The 18,465-nt window shown below is 68.4% G+C and carries 18 protein-coding genes and 1 other RNA gene; 2 read left to right on the plus strand and 17 right to left on the minus strand.

The annotated features are described in order from the left end of the window. Positions 1 to 81: 81 nt before the first annotated feature. Both AB0I54_RS10235 and AB0I54_RS10240 read right to left on the minus strand, forming a co-directional pair. A complete protein-coding gene (locus tag AB0I54_RS10235; protein WP_363295461.1) occupies positions 82 to 1,464 on the minus strand; it encodes a nitrate/nitrite transporter in 1,383 nt (460 codons plus the stop codon). A 168-nt stretch (positions 1,465 to 1,632) separates the two neighbouring features. Beyond that, complete coding sequence (locus tag AB0I54_RS10240) at positions 1,633 to 2,511, minus strand: hypothetical protein (RefSeq protein ID WP_363295462.1); 879 nt, start codon at positions 2,509 to 2,511, stop codon at positions 1,633 to 1,635. A gap of 182 nt (positions 2,512 to 2,693) precedes the next feature. On the opposite strand from AB0I54_RS10240, the gene AB0I54_RS10245 reads away from it, so the two are divergent. Further along, positions 2,694 to 3,008 carry a hypothetical protein gene (locus AB0I54_RS10245; protein WP_363295463.1) on the plus strand — a complete coding sequence of 105 codons (315 nt, stop codon included), beginning with the start codon at positions 2,694 to 2,696 and terminating at the stop codon, positions 3,006 to 3,008. A gap of 278 nt (positions 3,009 to 3,286) precedes the next feature. Here the strand turns inward: AB0I54_RS10245 and AB0I54_RS10250 are convergent, their stop codons facing one another. From AB0I54_RS10250 to AB0I54_RS10295, 10 genes are all read right to left on the minus strand, one after another. Further along, complete coding sequence (locus AB0I54_RS10250) at positions 3,287 to 3,964, minus strand: hypothetical protein (RefSeq protein ID WP_363295464.1); 678 nt, start codon at positions 3,962 to 3,964, stop codon at positions 3,287 to 3,289. Continuing rightward, positions 3,957 to 4,568, minus strand: a complete 612-nt coding sequence (locus AB0I54_RS10255; protein ID WP_363295465.1) for a hypothetical protein — start codon at positions 4,566 to 4,568, stop codon at positions 3,957 to 3,959. The genes AB0I54_RS10250 and AB0I54_RS10255 overlap by 8 nt, the downstream gene beginning before the upstream one ends. 108 nt (positions 4,569 to 4,676) lie before the next feature. Continuing rightward, positions 4,677 to 5,945 carry a hypothetical protein gene (locus tag AB0I54_RS10260; RefSeq protein WP_363295466.1) on the minus strand — a complete coding sequence of 423 codons (1,269 nt, stop codon included), beginning with the start codon at positions 5,943 to 5,945 and terminating at the stop codon, positions 4,677 to 4,679. Next, positions 5,942 to 6,259, minus strand: coding sequence for a hypothetical protein (locus AB0I54_RS10265; RefSeq protein ID WP_363295467.1), 318 nt, complete (start codon positions 6,257 to 6,259; stop codon positions 5,942 to 5,944). The genes AB0I54_RS10260 and AB0I54_RS10265 overlap by 4 nt, the downstream gene beginning before the upstream one ends. Positions 6,260 to 6,354: 95 nt before the next feature. After that, on the minus strand, positions 6,355 to 7,350 hold the full coding sequence (locus AB0I54_RS10270) for a hypothetical protein (RefSeq protein ID WP_363295521.1): 996 nt from the start codon (positions 7,348 to 7,350) through the stop codon (positions 6,355 to 6,357). Between the two features lie 35 nt (positions 7,351 to 7,385). Next, positions 7,386 to 7,931 carry a hypothetical protein gene (locus AB0I54_RS10275; RefSeq protein ID WP_363295522.1) on the minus strand — a complete coding sequence of 182 codons (546 nt, stop codon included), beginning with the start codon at positions 7,929 to 7,931 and terminating at the stop codon, positions 7,386 to 7,388. A gap of 355 nt (positions 7,932 to 8,286) precedes the next feature. Then, positions 8,287 to 9,474 (minus strand): acyltransferase, encoded by a 1,188-nt coding sequence (locus AB0I54_RS10280; RefSeq protein WP_363295468.1) that lies wholly within the window; start codon positions 9,472 to 9,474, stop codon positions 8,287 to 8,289. A gap of 41 nt (positions 9,475 to 9,515) precedes the next feature. Beyond that, positions 9,516 to 11,705: a glycosyltransferase gene (locus AB0I54_RS10285; RefSeq protein ID WP_363295469.1), complete on the minus strand. Its 2,190-nt coding sequence runs from the start codon at positions 11,703 to 11,705 to the stop codon at positions 9,516 to 9,518. After that, the gene (locus tag AB0I54_RS10290; RefSeq protein ID WP_363295470.1) at positions 11,705 to 12,493 is read right to left on the minus strand and encodes a hypothetical protein; all 789 of its coding nucleotides are present in this window, start codon (positions 12,491 to 12,493) and stop codon (positions 11,705 to 11,707) included. The genes AB0I54_RS10285 and AB0I54_RS10290 overlap by 1 nt, the downstream gene beginning before the upstream one ends. Before the next feature lie 270 nt (positions 12,494 to 12,763). After that, a complete protein-coding gene (locus tag AB0I54_RS10295) occupies positions 12,764 to 13,735 on the minus strand; it encodes a LysR family transcriptional regulator (protein WP_363295471.1) in 972 nt (323 codons plus the stop codon). Positions 13,736 to 13,818: 83 nt separating this feature from the next. Here AB0I54_RS10295 and AB0I54_RS10300 point away from each other — a divergent pair, with 83 nt between their 5' ends. Further along, complete coding sequence (locus AB0I54_RS10300) at positions 13,819 to 15,057, plus strand: MFS transporter (RefSeq protein WP_363295472.1); 1,239 nt, start codon at positions 13,819 to 13,821, stop codon at positions 15,055 to 15,057. On the opposite strand, the gene AB0I54_RS10305 is transcribed toward AB0I54_RS10300, so the two are convergent. From AB0I54_RS10305 to AB0I54_RS10325, 5 genes are all read right to left on the minus strand, one after another. Further along, on the minus strand, positions 14,987 to 15,178 hold the full coding sequence (locus AB0I54_RS10305; RefSeq protein WP_363295473.1) for a DUF397 domain-containing protein: 192 nt from the start codon (positions 15,176 to 15,178) through the stop codon (positions 14,987 to 14,989). The two genes, AB0I54_RS10300 and AB0I54_RS10305, sit on opposite strands and share 71 nt — an antisense overlap. Before the next feature lie 92 nt (positions 15,179 to 15,270). After that, on the minus strand, positions 15,271 to 16,014 hold the full coding sequence (locus AB0I54_RS10310; RefSeq protein WP_363295474.1) for a hypothetical protein: 744 nt from the start codon (positions 16,012 to 16,014) through the stop codon (positions 15,271 to 15,273). An 86-nt stretch (positions 16,015 to 16,100) separates the two neighbouring features. Next, positions 16,101 to 16,497, minus strand: a transfer-messenger RNA (tmRNA) gene (gene ssrA, locus AB0I54_RS10315). 119 nt (positions 16,498 to 16,616) lie between these two features. Continuing rightward, positions 16,617 to 17,156 (minus strand): SsrA-binding protein SmpB, encoded by a 540-nt coding sequence (smpB, locus tag AB0I54_RS10320; RefSeq protein ID WP_363295523.1) that lies wholly within the window; start codon positions 17,154 to 17,156, stop codon positions 16,617 to 16,619. A gap of 77 nt (positions 17,157 to 17,233) precedes the next feature. Beyond that, a complete protein-coding gene (locus AB0I54_RS10325; RefSeq protein WP_363295475.1) occupies positions 17,234 to 18,400 on the minus strand; it encodes a S41 family peptidase in 1,167 nt (388 codons plus the stop codon). Positions 18,401 to 18,465 lie beyond the last annotated feature (65 nt).

Raw genomic sequence — 18,465 nt, forward strand, 5'->3', positions numbered from 1 at the left:
CCCGCTGGATACCTGGATGTCGAACGAGCCTGTCAACGGTGCGTGACAGGCTCGGTTCGACTTGATGTCACCGGTGTTACGTCACACCTCGGCGTAGCTGAGCTGCGGCTTTGCCTCGGCCGCGGCCGTGGTCTGCGTCACCGCTGCCGGGCGGCGAAGGTATACGGCCCAGGTCACCACGAAGCAGAGGCCGTAGAAGGCGAGGAAGGCGACGAAGGCACCGGTGCCGGAGCCGTAGGAGAGGTACGACTGCCGGAAGGCGAGGTTGATGCCGACGCCGCCGAGCGCGCCGACCGCCCCGATGAGCCCCATGGAGGCACCGGACAGCCGCCGCCCGTAGGAGGCCGCCTCCTCACCGGTGAGGCCCTTGGCCAGGGCCTTCGCCTGGAAGATGCCGGGGATCATCTTGTACGTCGAGCCGTTGCCGAGCCCGGTGAGCACGAACAGGACGACGAAGACGGAGACGAACAGCGGCAGCGACTTCTGCATGCTGGCGACGACGAGGCCGGCGGTTGCCGCGGCCATGGCCACGTAGTTCCAGAGGGTGATCTTCGCGCCGCCGTACCGGTCGGCGAGCCAGCCGCCCACGGGCCGGATGAGCGAGCCGAGGAGCGGGCCGATGAAGGTGAGGTACGCGGCCTGCAGCGGGGTCCGCCCGAACTGGACCTGCAGGACCTGCCCGAAGGCGAAGGCGTAGCCGATGAACGACCCGAAGGTGCCGATGTAGAGGAAGGACATGATCCAGGTGTGGGCGTCCTTGGCGGCGTCCTTGGCGGCACCGGTGTCGTTCTTCACGCTGGAGAGGTTGTCCATGAAGAGGGCGGCGAGGACGGCGGCGATCAGGATCAGCGGGACGTAGATGCCGAGCAGCACGCGCGGACCGCCACTGGCTCCGATGATGGCGAGGGCGACCAGCTGGATGACGGGCACACCGATGTTGCCGCCGCCGGCGTTCAGCCCGAGCGCCCACCCCTTCTTCCGCAGCGGGAAGAAGGCGTTGATGTTGGTCATGCTCGACGCGAAGTTCCCGCCGCCGATGCCCGCCAGCAGGCCGACCAGCAGGAAGGTGTCGAAGGAGGTCCCCGGCTTCATCACGGCGAAGGCGGCCGCGGTCGGGAGGAGCAGCAGCCCGGCCGAGATGATCGTCCAGTTCCGCCCGCCGAAGACCGCCACGGCGAAGGTGTAGGGGACGCGGACGACGGCGCCGACCAGTGTGACCATCGAGGTCAGCAGGAACTTGTCGGCCGGGGTCAGCCCGTACTCCGGGCCCATGAAGAGCACGAGTACGGACCACATGGTCCAGATCGAGAACCCGATGTGCTCGGACAGCACCGAGAAGACGAGATTCCGCCGGGCGACCTTCTCGCCGGTCGCGTTCCAGAATGCCTCGTCCTCCGGATCCCAGTGCTCGATCCAGCGGCCTCCCCTGCTGTTGGGGGCGGGGGCTGTACTAGGGGCTGTCATGACGCCTCCACGGTGCTCCGGGGCTCGGTCTTTCCACGAGTGACTGAGCCCGAAGGTAGGGAGGACGCGTTTCCGCACTGTGGCTGTGGGTGACCGGAAGGGAACGTTGCTCTCACTCGGCGGGAGGGGCGTCGGTGAGGGCGATTGCGTGGGGGCGTGGGGGTGGGATCAGCGCTGGGGAGGCTGGGGGAACTGGGGGGACTGCTGCTGCTGCCAGTTCGGGTACTGCTGGGGGCTGTACGGCCCGGGGGCGGTGGCTTGGCCGTAACCGCCGGGGTTGCCGTAGTTGCCGGGGTTGCCGTAGTTGCCGGGGTTGCCGTAGGGACCGCCGGGGTAGGCCCCTGCTTGCCCGTATTGCGGCTGGGGATGCTGCGGCGGCTGAGGCTGCTGCCATTGCTGTGGCAGGTACTGCTGCGGTTGCTGGGGCTGCTGCCATTGCTGGAGTCCCGGAACCTGGGTGCCGGGCGGCAGATAACGCAACCGCCCGCCCTCATCGGTCACCGGCATGAACCCGGCGGCCTGGAGCCGGCCGGCGAACTTGGCGTTGCGGCGCCGGGTGACGAGGAACCCGATGCCCATGATGCCCGTGAGAATGACCCAAACAACACCGGCGGCAATGAAGTTGAAGGCGCCGCCACCCTTCCGCAGCGTGTAGAGAATCAGGCCGAGGGTGATGCCACCGGCGCCGTACAGCATCCGCTTCTCGGCGTTCTTGCCGGTGAGGTCGAACTGGATGCGGGCCTTGAGGAGTTCGAGGGCGTCGGGCACGACGGGCGGCAGCGAGACGCCGTCCGCGGCGTTCGGATACTGCGCCCAGTTCTGCGCGGCGCGGGCGCGGGCCTGGGGGCTGTGGTCCGGCACGATCAGCATCTTCAGCACGTTGTTGCGCGACCCGGTGTACTGGGCGTCGGCGTACTCGTACCCGAACTGCTGGGCGATGAAGGCGAGTCGGGCGATCTTCTTCACAGAAGCCATCGAGTTGGTGAGCGCCACGGGCTCACCTCCCGCCATCAGCTGCAACATCTTCCGCACTTGCCGCTTGCTCACTGTGCCCACTCCCCCGCCGACAGCTTCACTCTCTTCACTTGCGCAACGAGGGTAGTTTTCCACGCCGTTACGGGTCGAGGCGGCCGAGGGGCCGCGGTTGACGGGAACTTGGCCGACCCTTGGAACAGTCACTGCTCACGGCACGATCACCGCATGGGAACCGACATCCACGGCCTGATCGAATGCCACGCCTGGGCCCCGGCCTCGACACCGGCGAAACGTCCTGGCACGCGGCGATCGACCTCACGATGCTCGGCACGGTGACCAGGGACTACGAGGCCTTCGCCTACCTCTTCGGCGCACGCAATTTCAGCGGCCCGTGGCACCCGATCGCGCCCGATCGCGGCCTCCCACCGGACGCGTCAACCACGCCCCACACCGAACTGTCCTCCTGGGGCACTGCGGCCTTCGGCACCACTTGGCTGACCTGGACGGAGATATCAGCCATCGACTGGAACGAGCCGGCACCCCCCGGAGCCACCCGAATAGCCCGCTAACACCGCGCCCCCGACGGACCCCTCCAGCATCCCCGACCTCTGCCCCGAGGGCACGGAATGGAACACCGGCACAACCCTCTTCCGAGCAGAACACGACTACCGCCGCGACGCGTTCCCCGAGGACGGCGATTGGCACCCGGTATGGACGGTGATGCGCACACTGGCGGAGGTACATGGCACGGAGAACGTCCGCTTGGTGGTGTGGTTCGACGAGTAGCTACCACCCACGACCGACGCGAGGGTGGTGGGAGGCGAACGGACCTCAGGCGGTTTCCTGGTCATCGAGACTTCGCGTTCTCGGCTGTGCGCGTAGACGGTTCCTCAAAGGTGACCAGTTCGGAGATGCGGCGTAGCAACGTGCGATAGCTGTCGCGGTGGAGCGTGGCGGTGGTGCTCAGGGTGAGCAGCGCCAAGCCGGTGCCATGCGGGTGTGGCAGGTGGGCGTAGAACTGGAGCAGCGGCGCTGCAGGGATCCCCGACTCCGGGATCGGTGTGCGCAATGCCTCACTGAATGCTGCTGGGCCGCAGGAAAGTTCGGCGTATGACATATGCGTGTGCCCCGGAGAGGTTGCAAGGGCCCGCGCAGCAATGACGGCTCTTGGGGCCCAGCAGGTACCCACCCAGGTGATGGTGAACAGGGAGAGCAGAACATCTGCATCACCACGCCCGCTGTCATCGCGGTGTAAGCCCAACGAGCAGTGGACCGTACCACTCACTCGCAACGCGCGAATCATCCGCTGAGCCACAGCCAGGTTTACGACAAATCGTTCACGGGTTGCCTCGTCGGGCGCCGAGGCAAGGATGGACGCCACTGCCGTATTCAACTGTTCCGCCTCAGGAGAGCCCGGGCGGGCAAGGAGGCTATCGATCGGCAGCGGGGTGAACCCGGGAGGGATGGCAAACCGGATGCCGTCTTCCTCGGACCAGGAATCCGCGAAGGTCCCGGTGCTACGCATGGGACGGCGGAACCGTCTCGACATATGCGGCCCCGGCTCGGCGAGCACGCTCAACGTCAGCGGCACTGGCAGCCCAACTCGCGGGCGCATAACGGCTATCCAAAACAGAGCGCTGGTAGAGAAGGTGAAGGCGTTTCGGTGCCTTGCCCCCTGCAGCAGGCGCGGCAACGACGGCGAGGTAGCGCGGGTCGCCTGCAAACCAGAGGGGTTCAATCTGCGCTCTGCGCTCGGGTTTGGTACGAGGTCCGTCCAGGCGCCTCAGCCACCAGTAGGATCGCTGATGCTTGATGAAGATCAAGGGAATCTTATGGTCGCAGTCGACCGGATTTCGGAACTCGAACCACATTCCATTGTCTTGGGCCCCAGGATACTTACCAAGACCACTGGGAACCTTCTCGAGTAGTTGCCAGGGGTATTCGCGCAGGACGCGGCGCATACGGAAGGCCGCAGGGAAGTAGGTGAGCTGATTGAAGAAACGATAGAAGCCATAAAGGAAGTAGGGCATGAAGATCCACACGGCCCAGTTCGGTGTGACCGTCGAGAAATCGAGCAGTACAATCCAGCCTACGGGCCAGGCGACGAGCCCGACCACGTTCATCAACATGTGCCGCATCCAGGCGCCTCGGGTCCTTGAATGGTCCCACGCCGCGGTGTGGCCGGTGGAATACATTGGCGGTTTCCTCGTTCTCGATCGGCAAATCAGAGCGGCTGATCATTGACGGAATACACGGCAGGCAAGATCGATGGTTTCTCCCACATCGACTGGCCCGAGAAAATAACCGTCCAGGGCAGTGCCGATGTTCGCTACGGTGTCGCTGTCCATCGCGTCGAACTCGCTCGTGGCCAGCCCGTAGGAGGCAGTGGCGAAGCCGGCCCACGGGGCTGCGGTCTCGGTGGCCTCGAAGGTCGACCTCAATCGGGGCACCCTCTCCACCACCCACGTCCCGATGGGGTTGTGCAGATCGGTGAACTCCCTGGCACTCGTCATTGTCTCGCCGCCGGCAGCAGCAAGTCTTTGTCCGGCCGTGAGCGCCTCGCCCGCCTCTCCAACTCCCCTCAGGAGAGCAGGCGCACCCTTCACGACGGCTCCCAACCCGGGCAGCGTGCCCAGCCCATCTGCCGCCAAGCCGACCGCGTTGCTCCAGAAGTCCGCATCGAACTCTCCACGGCGGAACCCGTCCCGCAGGGATGCGCGCACCACCGGATCAGCCAGCCTTCCTACGACGGCGCCCGTGCTCAATGCGGCGGCGGCCAGCAGTAGAGCCGCTGCGGCGGTTCCACCGGTGGACACGAACAGGGCGATGATGCCGATGAGGGCCGCGGTCCAGCTGAGGATGTCAGGCAGGTTGTCGCCCACCCAGTCCAGGAACTTGTCCCAAGCGCCAGGCTCGTGTGGTGCCAGTTTCCTGGTGGTGTCGTGGATCTTTGCGGCCCGGTATTGAGCCTTCTCGCTGTGCTCCTCGGCCAGTGTCTTCGCCTTGCCGATGATCTCGTCCAGGTCGGCCTGGGCGTTCTCTGTCGCTGTGTTCAGCTGGGTCAGGGCCTTCTGGTCCGGGTCGGGAGTGTGCTTCGCCTTCGTTGCCTGGCCCTTGGCCTTGTCCAGGGTGACCTGGGCGTGCTTCGCTTCCTCGTTCAGGCGTTTGGCGCGGCGCTGGAAGTCGTCGAGTTCGGCCTCCCAGCGGGCGAGTTGCCCGGCCGCCTTGCTGACCGAGTGCACGGCGTTCTTGAGGTTGAGGGCCAGTGGTCCGCCCTGGAGTTCCTCCCGGAAGGCCACGGCGGCGTCGCCCTTCCAGTAGCTGCCGTCCATCAGCTTGGCGACCAGGCCGTGCGTCTCGTCCAAGACCTTGGCGCAGGAGGCGAGCTTCTTGTGCAGGGCCCGTACCGTCTCGGTGCTTCCCGGGGCGGGGTTGAAGCCGAGGTGGGGGTAGGGGTTGTGGGTGTCCGAGCCGGGATCGGCCCCGACACCTGCGGTGGTCGTCACCTTCCCGACCCGCCCTTGCCGTGGCCGCCCTTCCTCAGCGCCTCTTCCAGCGCCTTGTCGACCTCTTGGTAGCTGTCCTTGCACTGACCGATGATCTTCGCAAGGTTCTCGGTCTGCTCGCCGATCTGTTCGGTGCCGTACTTCCAGTCGTCCTGGAAGTCCTCGCAGGCTGCGTCCAGGTCATCCGTGCCGAGACCGGTGACCGTCGCTTCGCTGAGCGCCTTGCGAAGGCCCTTCAGTGAGTCGCTCGACTTGTTCAGCAACTTCATGAAGTGCTTCAGCTCGTCGTCGTCGACGGTCAGTCGGTCTGCCACGTGTTCCGCTCCCCTGGGTCGTCAGCCCTTGCCCGAAAGCGGAATCACGCTATCCATGTTTTCGTCCGGCTATACCTCGGCTGTGCTGCGGGCTGTCATCGGTTGACGGCCTGGATCTCCTGCACGACCACGTTCTGAGTCGCTCCGAACGTGCCGTCAGGCAGGTCATCGCCTACCCCGCCAGTGCCCGTCCAGTGGATCTTCCAAGTGATGGTGGCTTTCAGGGGGTACGAGTCGCTCCCCGAAGAGCGCAGGTATTTCACTCCACAGGGTGGCGTCTCGTCGGCCTTGCCCTTGGCGTACGGCTCGCCGATGCTGCCGTTGTCGATCTGGCAGACGCCCGAGGCCGGGTAGGTCTCCGCATCCGACGTGCCAGGGTCGATCTTGAGGGACACCGGTTCGGCGGTGGTCGTTGCCGCGATGCCGAGCACCGGGACGGAGGCGGTGACCGAGACGGGCTTGAACGCGGCACCGTCCAGCCAGGCCCAAGTGGGCAGGTTGACCTTGGTCCCGTTGGCAGGCGCCAGGGTCACCTTCGTGGTTGGAACCCGGATCTCGTTGTAGGCGAGTTCAGCCAGGATCTTCGGCGTCACCGCGTTTTCGATGTCCGGCGGCGGGGGGTCACCCTTGTCCACCCAGAAAATGGGCTTGCCGCACTTGTCCCAGCCTGGCGGGAACGACTTGTTGACGAACGAGTCCCACCAATAGCCCTTGTCGGCCTTGTCCTTGTTGAAGTCCTTGTAAGGGTGGCCGTTGACGTAGCGATCGCGCTGCTCAGCGTCCCACTGAGGGCCTGTGGAGCCTGCCTCCCAGATGGGTTCCAGGTATGCCTTGAGTTGGTCGGGGGTGAACTTCGGGGCATACCAGCAGGCCGGTGGGGTCCAGGAGGTGGTTGAGGTGACGGGGCCGACCGAACTGCCGGAGCCGTTCTTCGACCGGTCGAAAACTATGCCTGAGGCGCTGGCCGCGATAGTGCCGTCAGGGCTGCTGTCGCCCTTCGGACCGGGCTCGGAATTCTGGGTGCCGCCGGGCAGCGTGTCGTCGGCATGGGCTACGCCGGGAAGAGAAAGCAGCGACAGGCACGTCCCCATGGTGACCAGAAGCGGGAGAGTCTTCAGTTGGCGCATCAGGGCTGACACTCGGCACTCCCACTCTGCGAAATGATCTTCTGGATCACCCAGACACCCTTGCTGTTCTTCTTGAGCGACGTGTGGTAGCTGACGTAGCTCTTTGCGGTGACCTCGGTCTTCTTGATCTTATTGGGCAGGTACTTGACGTACGCCTTGCCCTGGTCCTCGCAGTAGCTGAGGGAGGCCGTCCCGTCCTTGGAGACAGCTACCGCAGGAGAGTAGAAGCGGTATGCACCGGTGATGCTGGCCTTGTGGTCCACATAGTTCTGGATGAACTTCTGCGTGCCGGCCGCAGCTTCACCTTCGTAGTAGTAGAGGTACGGCTTGTCGAGCGCGTTCTGGTGAACGATTGCAAGGTCCACCGCCTTGATGGACTGCTCGCTGTCCGACAGGACCGCATCCTTGTCCGTGTCGCCCGTCTTGGGCCAGTCAAAGGTGTACGACAAGTCGGACGGCATCTCGATCTTCGGGCGGTCGCCGTTCGCGGAGGCCGAAGCGCTGGGAGAAGCAGACGCTTTGCCCCCCGTGTCCGCCCCCGGAATCTTGTCATTCGACTTCCCCCCGCCCCCACCCCCACCGCAACCGGCAAGCAGGAGTACGGCCGTCACACCGGCGGTGGCAGTCGTGAGCAGGCGGGGGCGGCGGGTCACGGTGGGCTCCTGGTGGGGCGGTTGGGGTCTGTGAAGCAGCGTTATACGGTATCGGGCCCGACTGGCGCTGTACCAGAGCGAATTGCTCTGCGGCCGGTGTGACGAATGGGGCAGAGAAGGGCAGAGGGTGGGTAACTTGCCCTTCAGTAAAGGGGGATGATTACCCATCTGTGACAATGCGGCAGTCCGGCGCCGCCCGGCCGTTGACCGCTGCAAAGGTTCTGTGAAGGCGCGCCACGTAAGGGCGTCACGCCCTGTGGTGTGCGCGGCTTCTCGGGCCGTTCGGCCACAGCCTCGGGCTTCGTTTTGCCGCCATGTCCTCGATCCAGCCGACTGCCGCGATCGTCAGGCCGATCAGGGGCCAGACCAGGACGAACATCCAGATCATGTACGTCGAGTCCAGGGCCGACGCCGCGCGGTCGCTCTGCAGGAACGGGAGGTTGTACGCCTGGTCGATGATCGGAACCGTCGCCATGATGAGCATGTTGTGCCACAGATAGATCGTGACCGCACGGTTGTTGGACAGGGTGACCAGTCTGTCCCAGCGGCGCAGGCGGCCCGGGAGTTCCTGCCAGGACGGGGAGTACTGGAGCAGGATGACCACGAAGCCGAACGACCAAGCCGCCTGGGCGAGCGGGATGTCGTTCAGGTCCCAGCCGTCGGGGCCCCGGTGGCCCGACGCCCACCACAGGCCGAAGGCCATCAGCAGGGCCGAGCAGGAGACCGCGGCGTAGCGGGGGATGCGGGCCAGCAGGCCGTCGTGGTGGGCGAAGCCCAGGACCCAGCAGCCGCCGTACACCGCGAAGTCGGTGACCGCGTTGCCCGTCTCGCCGGGGATCGATATCAGGCCCGTGCCGATCGTCGCCGTCAGGCACAGGGGTGCGAGCAGCGTTGGCCATGGTGCTCTGCGGAACGCCCTGAGCAGCAAGGGGGATGCCAGCACGAACCAGAGGTAGGCGCGGAGGTACCACAGCGGGCCGGCCGCCTGTACCGCCCAAGTGTCCTCCAACAGGCCCGACTTCGAGCCGATGTGCCAGGGGTACGGCGGGGCGCCGACGGGGATCACGTAGTCGATCAGCTTCAGTACGCCCCAGGTGCCGCCGTTGTCCGGGTCCTTCACCGGGTTCCAGCCGCCCGCGAACATCAGCGCCAGCGCCACCGCGCCGAACGCCCACAGCGGCGGCAGCAGACGGCGGAACCGGCTGCGGATCACGCTCGGTGCCGGGCGGTTCAGGGACCGCGCCATCAGGGAGCCGGCCAGCGCGAACATCACGCCCATGGACGGGAACAGGACCGTCAGCCAGGCCCAGCCGAACAAGTGGTAGACCACCACGCGGACCAGGGCGATCGAGCGGAGGAGGTCCAGGTAGCGGTCCCTGCCGCCCGGCTGCTTCCGCGTGGCAGGGGGGACCTCGGGGGCGTCGAGCGTGGGCATGGACGTGGGTTCCGGGGGTGTGCCCCTCGTTTGTCCGTGGGTCATGCCACGGGCCTCCGATCAGTGCTGCTGCGTGGCACCGGGCCGCCCGGGGTCTCCACGACACCGGTGCGGCGCAGCTTCTGCCAGCGCAGGCGGCCGCCGGTGAGTGCCGTGATCCAGGACTGGAGCAGCACGACGTACATGAGTTGGCGGTACAGGATCTGCTGCAGGGGCAGCGAGATGAGGTGGGTCATGCGTTCGCGGTCCAGGCGGAAGGCGTACGCCGCGCAGACGGCCTGGATCGCCAGGACGCCGAGCCAGGCCACGATCGTCTTCCGCGTCGGGCCGAAGACGACCCCGTAGAGGAGGAACACGTCGATCAGGGGGGCCAGGAGCGGGGCCACGACCATGAACAGGGAGACCAGGGGCAGGCCGACGCGGCCGAAGCGGCCCGAGGGGCCCCTCTCGACGAGCGCGCGGCGGTGCTTCCAGATCGCCTGCATCGTGCCGTACGACCAGCGGTACCGCTGGGACCAGAGCTGCTGGACGGACTCCGGGGCCTCGGTCCAGGCCCGCGCCTTCTCGGCGTAGACCACGCGCCAGCCGTCCCGGTGCATGGCCATCGTGATGTCCGTGTCCTCGGCCAGCGTGTCGTCGCTCATGCCGCCGACCCGTTCCAGGGCCGAGCGCCGGAACGCGCCCACCGCGCCGGGGATCGTGGGCATGCAGCGCAGGACGTCGTACATACGGCGGTCGAGGTTGAAGCCCATCACGTACTCGATGTGCTGCCAGGCGCCGATGAGCGAGTCGCGGTTGCCGACCTTGGCGTTGCCGGCGACCGCGCCGACCCGGGGGTCGCCGAACGGCTGCACCAGTTCGCGGACCGTGGCCGGTTCGAAGACCGTGTCGCCGTCCATCATCACGATCAGGTCGTGACGGGCGTTCGCCAGACCGCGGTTGAGCGCCGCCGGCTTGCCCGCGTTCAGCTGGCGTACGACGCGGACGTTGGGCACGCCCATCGCCTCCACGATGCGGGCCGTGCCGTCCGTCGAGCCGTCGTCGACGACGACGATCTCGATGGGGTGCTCGCTCGCCATCAGCGAACGGACCGTGTTCTCGATGCACTTCGCTTCGTTGTACGCGGGGACGAGCACCGACACCGGTTCGGTGACCGGCGGTCCCCAGCCGAAGCCGGGCCTGCGGACCCGGCGGGCGTGGGCTCCCGAAAGCACCAGCATCAGGACGAAGCGGCTGATGACCAGGAACCCGATCACCGCCAGTCCGACCACCAGCACGCCGGTGATGTGGTCCGAGGCCTGGACCAGGAAGATCCACGCCCTGCCCTGCCACAGGTCGGCTCCCTCGACCGGGGTGTGCGCGCTGGGCGCGTCCAGGGCCTCGGTGAGGTTGTCGAACTCGTAGCCCTGTTTCTGCAGCGTCGGCAGGAACGTGTCGAGGGCCTGCACGGTCTGGTGGCGGTCGCCGCCGGAGTCGTGCATCAGGACGACGGCGCCCTTGCCGCCGTGCGGGGTGGCGCGGCGGACGATCTCGTCGACGCCGGGCTTCTTCCAGTCCTCGCTGTCCGTGTTGTTGACGACGGTGATGTAGCCGCGGGTGCCGATGTACTGCGTCACCGGCCAGGACCTGTCGTCCATCGCGTCGGCGAAGGAGGAGTACGGAGGGCGGAACAGCGAAGTACGGATGCCCGCCGCGCCGGTGATCGCGAGCTGGTTCTGGGACAGCTCCCAGTCGATGCGTCTCTTGCTCTGGTACGAGAGGTCGGGGTGGCTGAAGGTGTGCAGGCCGACCTCGTGGCCCTCGGCGACCATGCGCTCGACCAGGTCCGGGTAGCGGGAGGTCATGGTCCCGGTGACGAAGAAGACCGCGTGCGCGTGGTGCTTCTTCAGCACGTCCAGGACCTTTGGGGTCCAGGTCGGGTCGGGGCCGTCGTCGAAGGTGAGGACCAGGCGGTGGTCGGGCACCTTCAGGCTGGTGGTGCGGCCGCTGCGGGTGTCGATGACCGGGCCGCCGTCGAGGATCTCCGCCGGGACCTTGCCGGTGGCTGCCTCGGGCCGGATGCGGTGGTCGGCGAGGATCTCGCTGTGGACGTAGCCGCGCAGCATCAGCATCGCCATCAGGGCGAGCAGGACGAGCAGCGGCAGCAGCAGGCGCATGGGCAGGCGGCGGCGCGGAGCGGCACCGGCACGGGCTCCGCTCGCGGCCTCGTGACGGCGGGTGCGGGATGCCATCAGAGGATGTGCTCCTGCTCCGGCGAGAGGCGGGTCGAAGAGGCCAGGGACGTCACGGAGGCCGGGGACTCCGTCGGGGTGGCGGAGCCCTCGACGGGGCTGCTCGGGGTGGACGAGGCCGGGGCCGTCGGCGTCTCGGGGCGGGTGGACGGGGCCGAGCCGCCGGCGCTGCCGCTCCCGCTCCCGCTGCCGCTGTCGCCCGCGCCGGACGTCGTCTTCGTCGCCGTCGGCTGCGGGGCGGTGGTCGTGGCCGGCTCGGCCGAGGCCTTGCCGGTGCCGGGCGCGGTGGTGCGGGCGCCGGTCGACGGGGTCGTACCGTCGCTGGGTGCCGGGCTCGCGCCGGGTGCGGCGCTGCCGTCGCCGGTCGACGGCTCGGCGGACTCGGCGGGCAGCGGGGGGCTGTCGACCTGACTGGCCGGCTTGTCCTCGTTCTGGCCGGGCACGGGCAGCCAGGGTGCGTCGGAGCTGCCGGACAGGAGCGTGGCGACGATGACGACGGCGTAGACGGCGCAGGCGATGCCGACGAGCATGCCGAGCCGTCGGAACGTACGGCCGCGGCGGCCGGACTCGTCGACGAAGACCGGCCCTTCGGAGCCGTCACCGCCACCGCGGGCGGAGTTCTCGGCCGGGCTCGGATGTACGTCCCCGCCCTGCAGGGCGTCGAGTTGGACCGTGACCTCGTGGGGGTCGTGGGCCGCGGCGGCGCCGGGTCCGGGGCGGGTCTCCCCTGTGGACTCGTCCCAGGGGTCGGGCAGTAAGAGATCTGGATCTGGCCGAAAGGTGTCCACCCTTCCGGTTTTCGGTAACCCCTGGGTCTCTCCCCGCTTCACCGGCATGTTCCGGGTCGCGAATGATAATTGAGACCATTCCGGTTGGGCGTCTTCTCGCCACTTCTTCACGCGCGTACATCCCCCCATGGGACGGTTCCGGGTGCGCCGACGACCCTGAGCACACGTCGACAGAACCAGGCCCCCACCTGGTCAGAAGCGCCCCCTCGTACCACAGCGTGCTCAGGCCGCGAATGTAGCGCACACCTGAGGACCGATGTTCGTGGTGTGTCATTTGTGGGCATTCATGAATGCCTCGTCCATGGCGTGAATCCATCCATCGGTCGGCCGTATCAGCCAGCCCTCGGACCGGGTGATCTCCGCCGCTGCCCGCCGAAGGGCGTCGAACCCGGGATGGACCAGCCCCTTTCGCCACACGAGTGACACGGGGGACAACGGGACGGGGTCGACGAGAGGCCTCAGCACCGTCCGAGGCATGGCCGGAAAGTCCACCACGGCAAGGATGGGGTTACGCGTCTTCGCCATGATCCGCTCGAACTCCTCGTCCCCGACGGCCAGCGGAAGGGGGGAGGCGACCCGGATGCCGCGTCCCTCGAAGAGGTGGTGGGCGAGGTCGGTCCACTCGGGCGTGCGCGGATTCCCGGCACCGGCGTACACGGTCTCCCCGGCCAGCGCGGCCAGCGGCACCGCCTCCAGCGGGGCCAGCGGATGGTCGTCGGGGAGGACGACGGCCATCGGCTCGTACCGCACGGGCTGGTGCGCGAGACCGGCCCGCAGCGCGGGGGCCAGGCCCGCGAACCGCCCGAAGGACGCGTCGAGGCGCCCGGCGAGCAGTTCGGTGGCCGCGCCCGTCAGTCCGCTCTCGTAGCGGGCCATCAGCTCGCAGTCGGGGGCGAGTTCCCGGGCCCGGTGCAGCACACGGCGGCCGGTGGCCAGGCCCGGGGAGTTCAGGTCCACCAGCAGGGGGCGGGCCTGTCCGAACGCGGCGAGCAGTTCGTCCTGGGCGGCGAGGACCCGGCGGGCGTACGGCAGCAGCCGCTCGCCGTCGGCGGTCAGCGTGACCTGCCGGGTGGTCCGTACGAACAGCTCGGCGGCCAGCTCCCGCTCCAGCCGCCGTACGTCCCGGCTGAGCGCCTGCTGGGCGACGTACAGGCGGGCCGCGGCGCGGGTGAAGTGGAGCTCCTCGGCGACGGTGACGAAGGCGCGCAGGAGGCGGGGGTCCAGGTGGGCGGGGGTGGGCATCCGGCGAATTTACAACGTGGGTGCGTCAATCGGCAGCGATCAGGTGTTGGACCCCTTGATCCACTCCGGGTGACGGTGGGGTCATGCCTCAGCTCACCGTGCCCCGGCTCCGCCTTGCCCCGTACCGGCGTCTCTTCGCCCGCCCCGGCACCCGTGCCTTCACCGCCGGGAATCTGATCGCCCGGCTCCCCATGGGCATGTTCGGGGTGAGCGCGGTCGTCATGATCGCCGGTGCGCGGGGCTCGTACGCGCTCGCCGGCGCCGTCACCGCGACGGGGCTGGCCGCAACCGCGGTGGCCGGGCCCTGGGTCGCCCGGCTCGTCGACCGGCACGGACAGGCGCGGGTCGCGGTACCGGCCACGGTCACCGCCGTGCTGGGCAGCCTCGCGCTGCTGCTCTGCGTCCGCCTCGGCGCCCCGGACTGGACCCTGTTCGCCGCGTACGCCGCCACCGCCACCACCCCCAACATCGGCGGCCTGTCCCGCGCCCGCTGGGCCCATGTGCTGCACGACGACCCGGACGCGCTGCACACCGCGAACTCCTTCGAACAGGCCGCGGACGAGCTGTGCTTCATGCTCGGCCCGGTTCTGGCGTCCTTCCTGACCGGGGCGCTCTTCCCGGAGGCGGGCACGCTCGTGGGCGCCGCGCTGCTGCTGGCCGGCATGCTGCTGTTCACCGCACAGCGCGCGACCGAGCCGCCGCCCCGGGGGCGCACCCGGGGCGCGTCGCCGCTGCGCACCCCTGGCATCGCGCCCCTGCTGGCCTGCTTCGTCGCCACGGGCGCGGTGTTCGGCGCGATGGAGGTCGTCACCATCGCGTACGCGGACGGGCAGGGCCACCGTTCGGCGGCGGGCGCGGTGCTGGCGCTCCAGGCGGCGGGTTCCTGCGCGGCGGGGCTGCTGTACGGGGCGCTGAAGCCGGCCGCCCCGCAGTTGTCGAGGTGTCTGCTCGCGATGACCGCGCTGATGTCGCTGCCGTTGCTGGCCGCGCGCACGAGCGGCTCCCTCTGGGCACTGGCCGCGGCCCTGCTCGTCGCGGGCATGGCCACCGCGCCGACCATGGTCACGGCGATGACGCTGGTCCAGCGCCTCACGCCCGCGGACCGTCTGAACGAGGGCATGAGCCTCGTCGTCACCGGCCTGCTGACCGGCATAGCCTGCGGTTCGGCGGCGGGCGGCTACCTGGCGGAACACACCTCCCCGACAACCGCGTACGCGGCACCGGTCACGGCGGCGGCCCTGGCCCTGCTGATCAACTCCTCGGCAGCATCTCGCGCGAGGCGTATTCGAGGAAGGCGGTCCAGGCGTCGCAACGGACGGTGAAGCGGGGGCTTCGGGTGCCCAGCTTGGAGTCTCGGATGTGGATGGTGCGGGGGCGGACGGCGACTTCGAGGCAGGCGCCGCCCTGCGAGTCGCTGTTACTCCCCCGAAGCCACGCGCTCACCCGCCTCCCGCTGCCACACCGTGCACAAGCACGCTGCGTACCCGTTCCGCTACTCCCGTGCGTCCTGGAGGCGGGTCTGCTTCAGCTCGCGCTCACAACTGCCGGTCTCCCTGCCAGCTGATCGATGTCAACGCGGCCAGACCGCCATGGGCCAGACCTTTGTAGGTGACCGTCCGGGCAGGGCCGAGCTCGTGGGCGATTCGTCTCGCCAGCTCCGTCCCTTCGCGGAACAGCCGCTGCCACTGGGCGTCGTACTTGCCTTCCTCCCGGTCCCGCAGTTCCCGGTTCAGCGTGCTGTCGATGCTCTCCGCCCATGTGTACAGATCGGCGACGAGGTCGTCGGACAGGGCCAGCCCGGCGGCGGGGTCGTCGGGGAAGAAGTCCCCGAATCCCTCGGAGCGCAACGGGCCGTACTTGAACTCGCCCTCGACCGTGAGGTCGACCGGGTGCGGCGGTATGCCGTGGCCGTCACGCTCCCAGTGCAGGCGGTCGCAGCCCCAGCACACCCATTTCGCCGTCCTGTGGCGCTCGTCCCAATAGCGCACCGACCACGACGGGCCGAGCCACCTGGCCAGTCGCCGGGCTGTCTCCAGCCCCTGCTTGACGTGCTTGCGCAGGTCGGGGCGAGAGGTGGATTCCGCGGGGGGACGGGCCGACGACCAGGAGCGCAGTACGTCCACGAGTTCTGCCGGGAGGGCCAGCCGGTCGTCGTACAGCGGGACGTTGCGGGTGAAGGCTCCGAGGTCGTCGTGGGCCTTGGGATCCACTGGCTCGTACAGCGGGGATGGCTCGCCCCGGGCATGTACGAGCACGCTCCGCGGTTCTTCGAACGTCATGCGATGTTCGCTCCGATCAAGGCCGAATCCGGGCATGACGAAGGCCTCGCCGCCCGAAAGCGACGAGGCCTCTGCCCACATGGGATGAGTGGAGATGGCGGGAATCGAACCCGCGTCCAACGGTGCGGAACCAGGGCTTCTCCGTGTGCAGTTCGCTGTGATTTTCTCGGCCCCGGCGATCACGCGAACAAGTCGCCGACGGGCCCAGTCACTGTTTGGTTTCCCTCTTCACCCCGTGACCGGGATCAAGGTTTAGTCCCCTAGCTGATGCCAGGATCCGGGTCGGGAACATCCCCGGGCTGACACTCCCATTAAGGAGAGTTTCGCTGGTCGCTACTTATCAGGCAGCGAGCGCGAAACGCTCGGGAGAATCGCTCTTAACAGTGGCGATTATTTTTTTCGGCCTGTGGTTTACGAGATCATGGCCGCTTTCTCGACACGCTTCCCCTGCCTCGACAGCCGCTGTCGAAACCGATCATCCCCATGTTGATTTTTCAAACCCTCCGGAGAGGGTCCCTCCGAAGAGGGCCTCACACCTGCTGTGCGGTGCAGATGTCATCGTACGTGAACAACGCCGGTCGGTGCCAGCGCATTCCCCGCCGCTAGGCGCCGCGCTGCTTGCGCTTCGCCGCCGCGATGGCGCGGTCGGACTCCCGGCGGTCCTGCTGCTCACGCAGCGTCTGCCGCTTGTCGTACTCCTTCTTGCCTCGCGCGAGGGCGATCTCGGCCTTGGCCCGGCCGTCCTTGAAGTACAGGGCGAGGGGCACGATCGTGTGGCCGGTCTCCCCGGACTTGGCCTCCAGCTTGTCGATCTCCTCCCGGTGCAGCAGCAGCTTGCGCTTGCGGCGCACCGAGTGGTTGGTCCACGTGCCCTGGCTGTACTCGGGGATGTGGGCGTTGTGCAGCCACGCCTCGTTCCCGTCGATCTGCACGAAGCCGTCGACCAGCGAGGCCCGCCCCTGACGCAGCGACTTCACCTCGGTGCCGGTCAGCACGAGACCCGCCTCGTAGGTGTCGATGATCGCGTAGTCGTGGCGCGCCTTCTTGTTCTGCGCGACGATCTTGCGCTTGCCGCCCTTCTCGCCGTCCCGGGACTTGGCGGCCGTCCCCTGCTTCTGCTGGGACTCCTTCGGTACGTACATTCCCTTGCTCATAGTGCCGTCCATTTTCGCACTACGCAGGGGGTGCGAGGGAAGTCGATTAACAACGTGCGACGCGTCTAGGAGGCGTCGCCCAGGCCGCCGAGGATGCTCTCCGCCCGCTGCAGCGGCTGCCGCCCGGCCTCCAGGTCGGGAGTGATGCCGCGGCCGTCGACGGAGTGCCCGGAGGGGGTGCGGTAGTGGCCCACGGTCAGCTCGGCCACGGAGCCGTCGGGCAGCCGGGTGGGCATCTGGACGGAGCCCTTGCCGAAGGTGCGGGAGCCCACGACGACCGCGCGGCCGCGGTCCTGCAGGGCGCCGGTGAGCATCTCGGCCGCGCTCATCGTGCCGCCGTCGACGAGCGCGACCAGGGGTCTGGTGGTGTCGCCGCCGGCGTCGGCGTGCAGGGCGCGCTGCTCGCCGTCGCTGTCGTAGGTGGCGACCAGGCCGCCGTCGAGGAAGGCGGAGGCGGTGGTGACGGCCTCGGTGACCAGGCCGCCGGAGTTGCCGCGCAGATCGAGGACGATCCCGGCGCCGGCCGGGGCCTGCCGTACGGCGGTGCGGACCGCGTCGCCGGAGCCCTTGGTGAAGGCGGCGATCCTGATGACCAGGACATCGCCGGGGAGCCTGCGGACGGTGACGGAGTCGGTGGACAGGCGGGCCCGGCGCAGCGTCCGGCTCCACGTGTGCGTGCCGCGTTCCAGGCCCAGGCGGACGGAGGTGCCCGCGGGGGCGTCGTGCGCGTCGCCGCGCAGTAATGAGACGACCTCGGTGACGGGCCGCCCGTCGACCTTCTCGCCGTCGACGCTGCGCAGCCGGTCGCCCTTGCGGATGCCGGCCTCGGCCGCGGGCGACCCGGACTGCACCCGGGTCACCTCGATCCGTCCGTCGGCCTCGCGCCGTGCCCACAGGCCGACACCGGTGTACTCGCCGTCGAGGGCCTCCTGGAACTCCTCGTACTCGCCCTCGGAGTAGACGGCGGCCCACCGGTCCCCGCTGCGGCTGACGGCACGCTCGGCGGCCTCCATGGGGGACGTGCCGTCGGCCAGGGCCGCGGCGGCCGCCTGCTGGACGGCGTCGTGCCGGGGGGCCGTACGGGCCGCGTCCGGTGCGGGTCCGCGGCCGCCATGGTCGAAGTCGAAGGCACCGGTCGCGGCGCCGGCGGCCAGCACGCCGGCGAAGACCAACGTCAGGGCCGCCCCGCGGCGGATACGGCGGGGCTGACAGAACAGGTCGCGGCCTGACATGCGGGTGAGTCTAGGACAACGCGGAGGGCCGCACGGTTCGTTGACCGTACGGCCCTCTTGGCATG

Origin of the sequence: Streptomyces sp. NPDC050625 (assembly GCF_040654755.1) — a bacterium.
Classification (GTDB): domain Bacteria; phylum Actinomycetota; class Actinomycetes; order Streptomycetales; family Streptomycetaceae; genus Streptomyces.

Bases quoted from the DNA above. Each gene is read 5' to 3' on its own strand.
- AB0I54_RS10235 (WP_363295461.1), bottom strand. From the start codon at position 1,464: ATGACAGCCCCTAGTACAGCCCCCGCCCCCAACAGCAGGGGAGGCCGC.
- AB0I54_RS10245 (WP_363295463.1), top strand. From the start codon at position 2,694: ATGCCACGCCTGGGCCCCGGCCTCGACACCGGCGAAACGTCCTGGCAC.
- AB0I54_RS10250 (WP_363295464.1), bottom strand. From the start codon at position 3,964: ATGCGTAGCACCGGGACCTTCGCGGATTCCTGGTCCGAGGAAGACGGC.
- AB0I54_RS10255 (WP_363295465.1), bottom strand. From the start codon at position 4,568: ATGTTGATGAACGTGGTCGGGCTCGTCGCCTGGCCCGTAGGCTGGATT.
- AB0I54_RS10270 (WP_363295521.1), bottom strand. From the start codon at position 7,350: ATGGGGACGTGCCTGTCGCTGCTTTCTCTTCCCGGCGTAGCCCATGCC.
- AB0I54_RS10280 (WP_363295468.1), bottom strand. From the start codon at position 9,474: ATGCCCACGCTCGACGCCCCCGAGGTCCCCCCTGCCACGCGGAAGCAG.
- AB0I54_RS10285 (WP_363295469.1), bottom strand. From the start codon at position 11,705: ATGGCATCCCGCACCCGCCGTCACGAGGCCGCGAGCGGAGCCCGTGCC.
- AB0I54_RS10295 (WP_363295471.1), bottom strand. From the start codon at position 13,735: ATGCCCACCCCCGCCCACCTGGACCCCCGCCTCCTGCGCGCCTTCGTC.
- AB0I54_RS10300 (WP_363295472.1), top strand. From the start codon at position 13,819: ATGCCTCAGCTCACCGTGCCCCGGCTCCGCCTTGCCCCGTACCGGCGT.
- AB0I54_RS10310 (WP_363295474.1), bottom strand. From the start codon at position 16,014: ATGACGTTCGAAGAACCGCGGAGCGTGCTCGTACATGCCCGGGGCGAG.
- smpB (WP_363295523.1), bottom strand. From the start codon at position 17,156: ATGTACGTACCGAAGGAGTCCCAGCAGAAGCAGGGGACGGCCGCCAAG.
- AB0I54_RS10325 (WP_363295475.1), bottom strand. From the start codon at position 18,400: ATGTCAGGCCGCGACCTGTTCTGTCAGCCCCGCCGTATCCGCCGCGGG.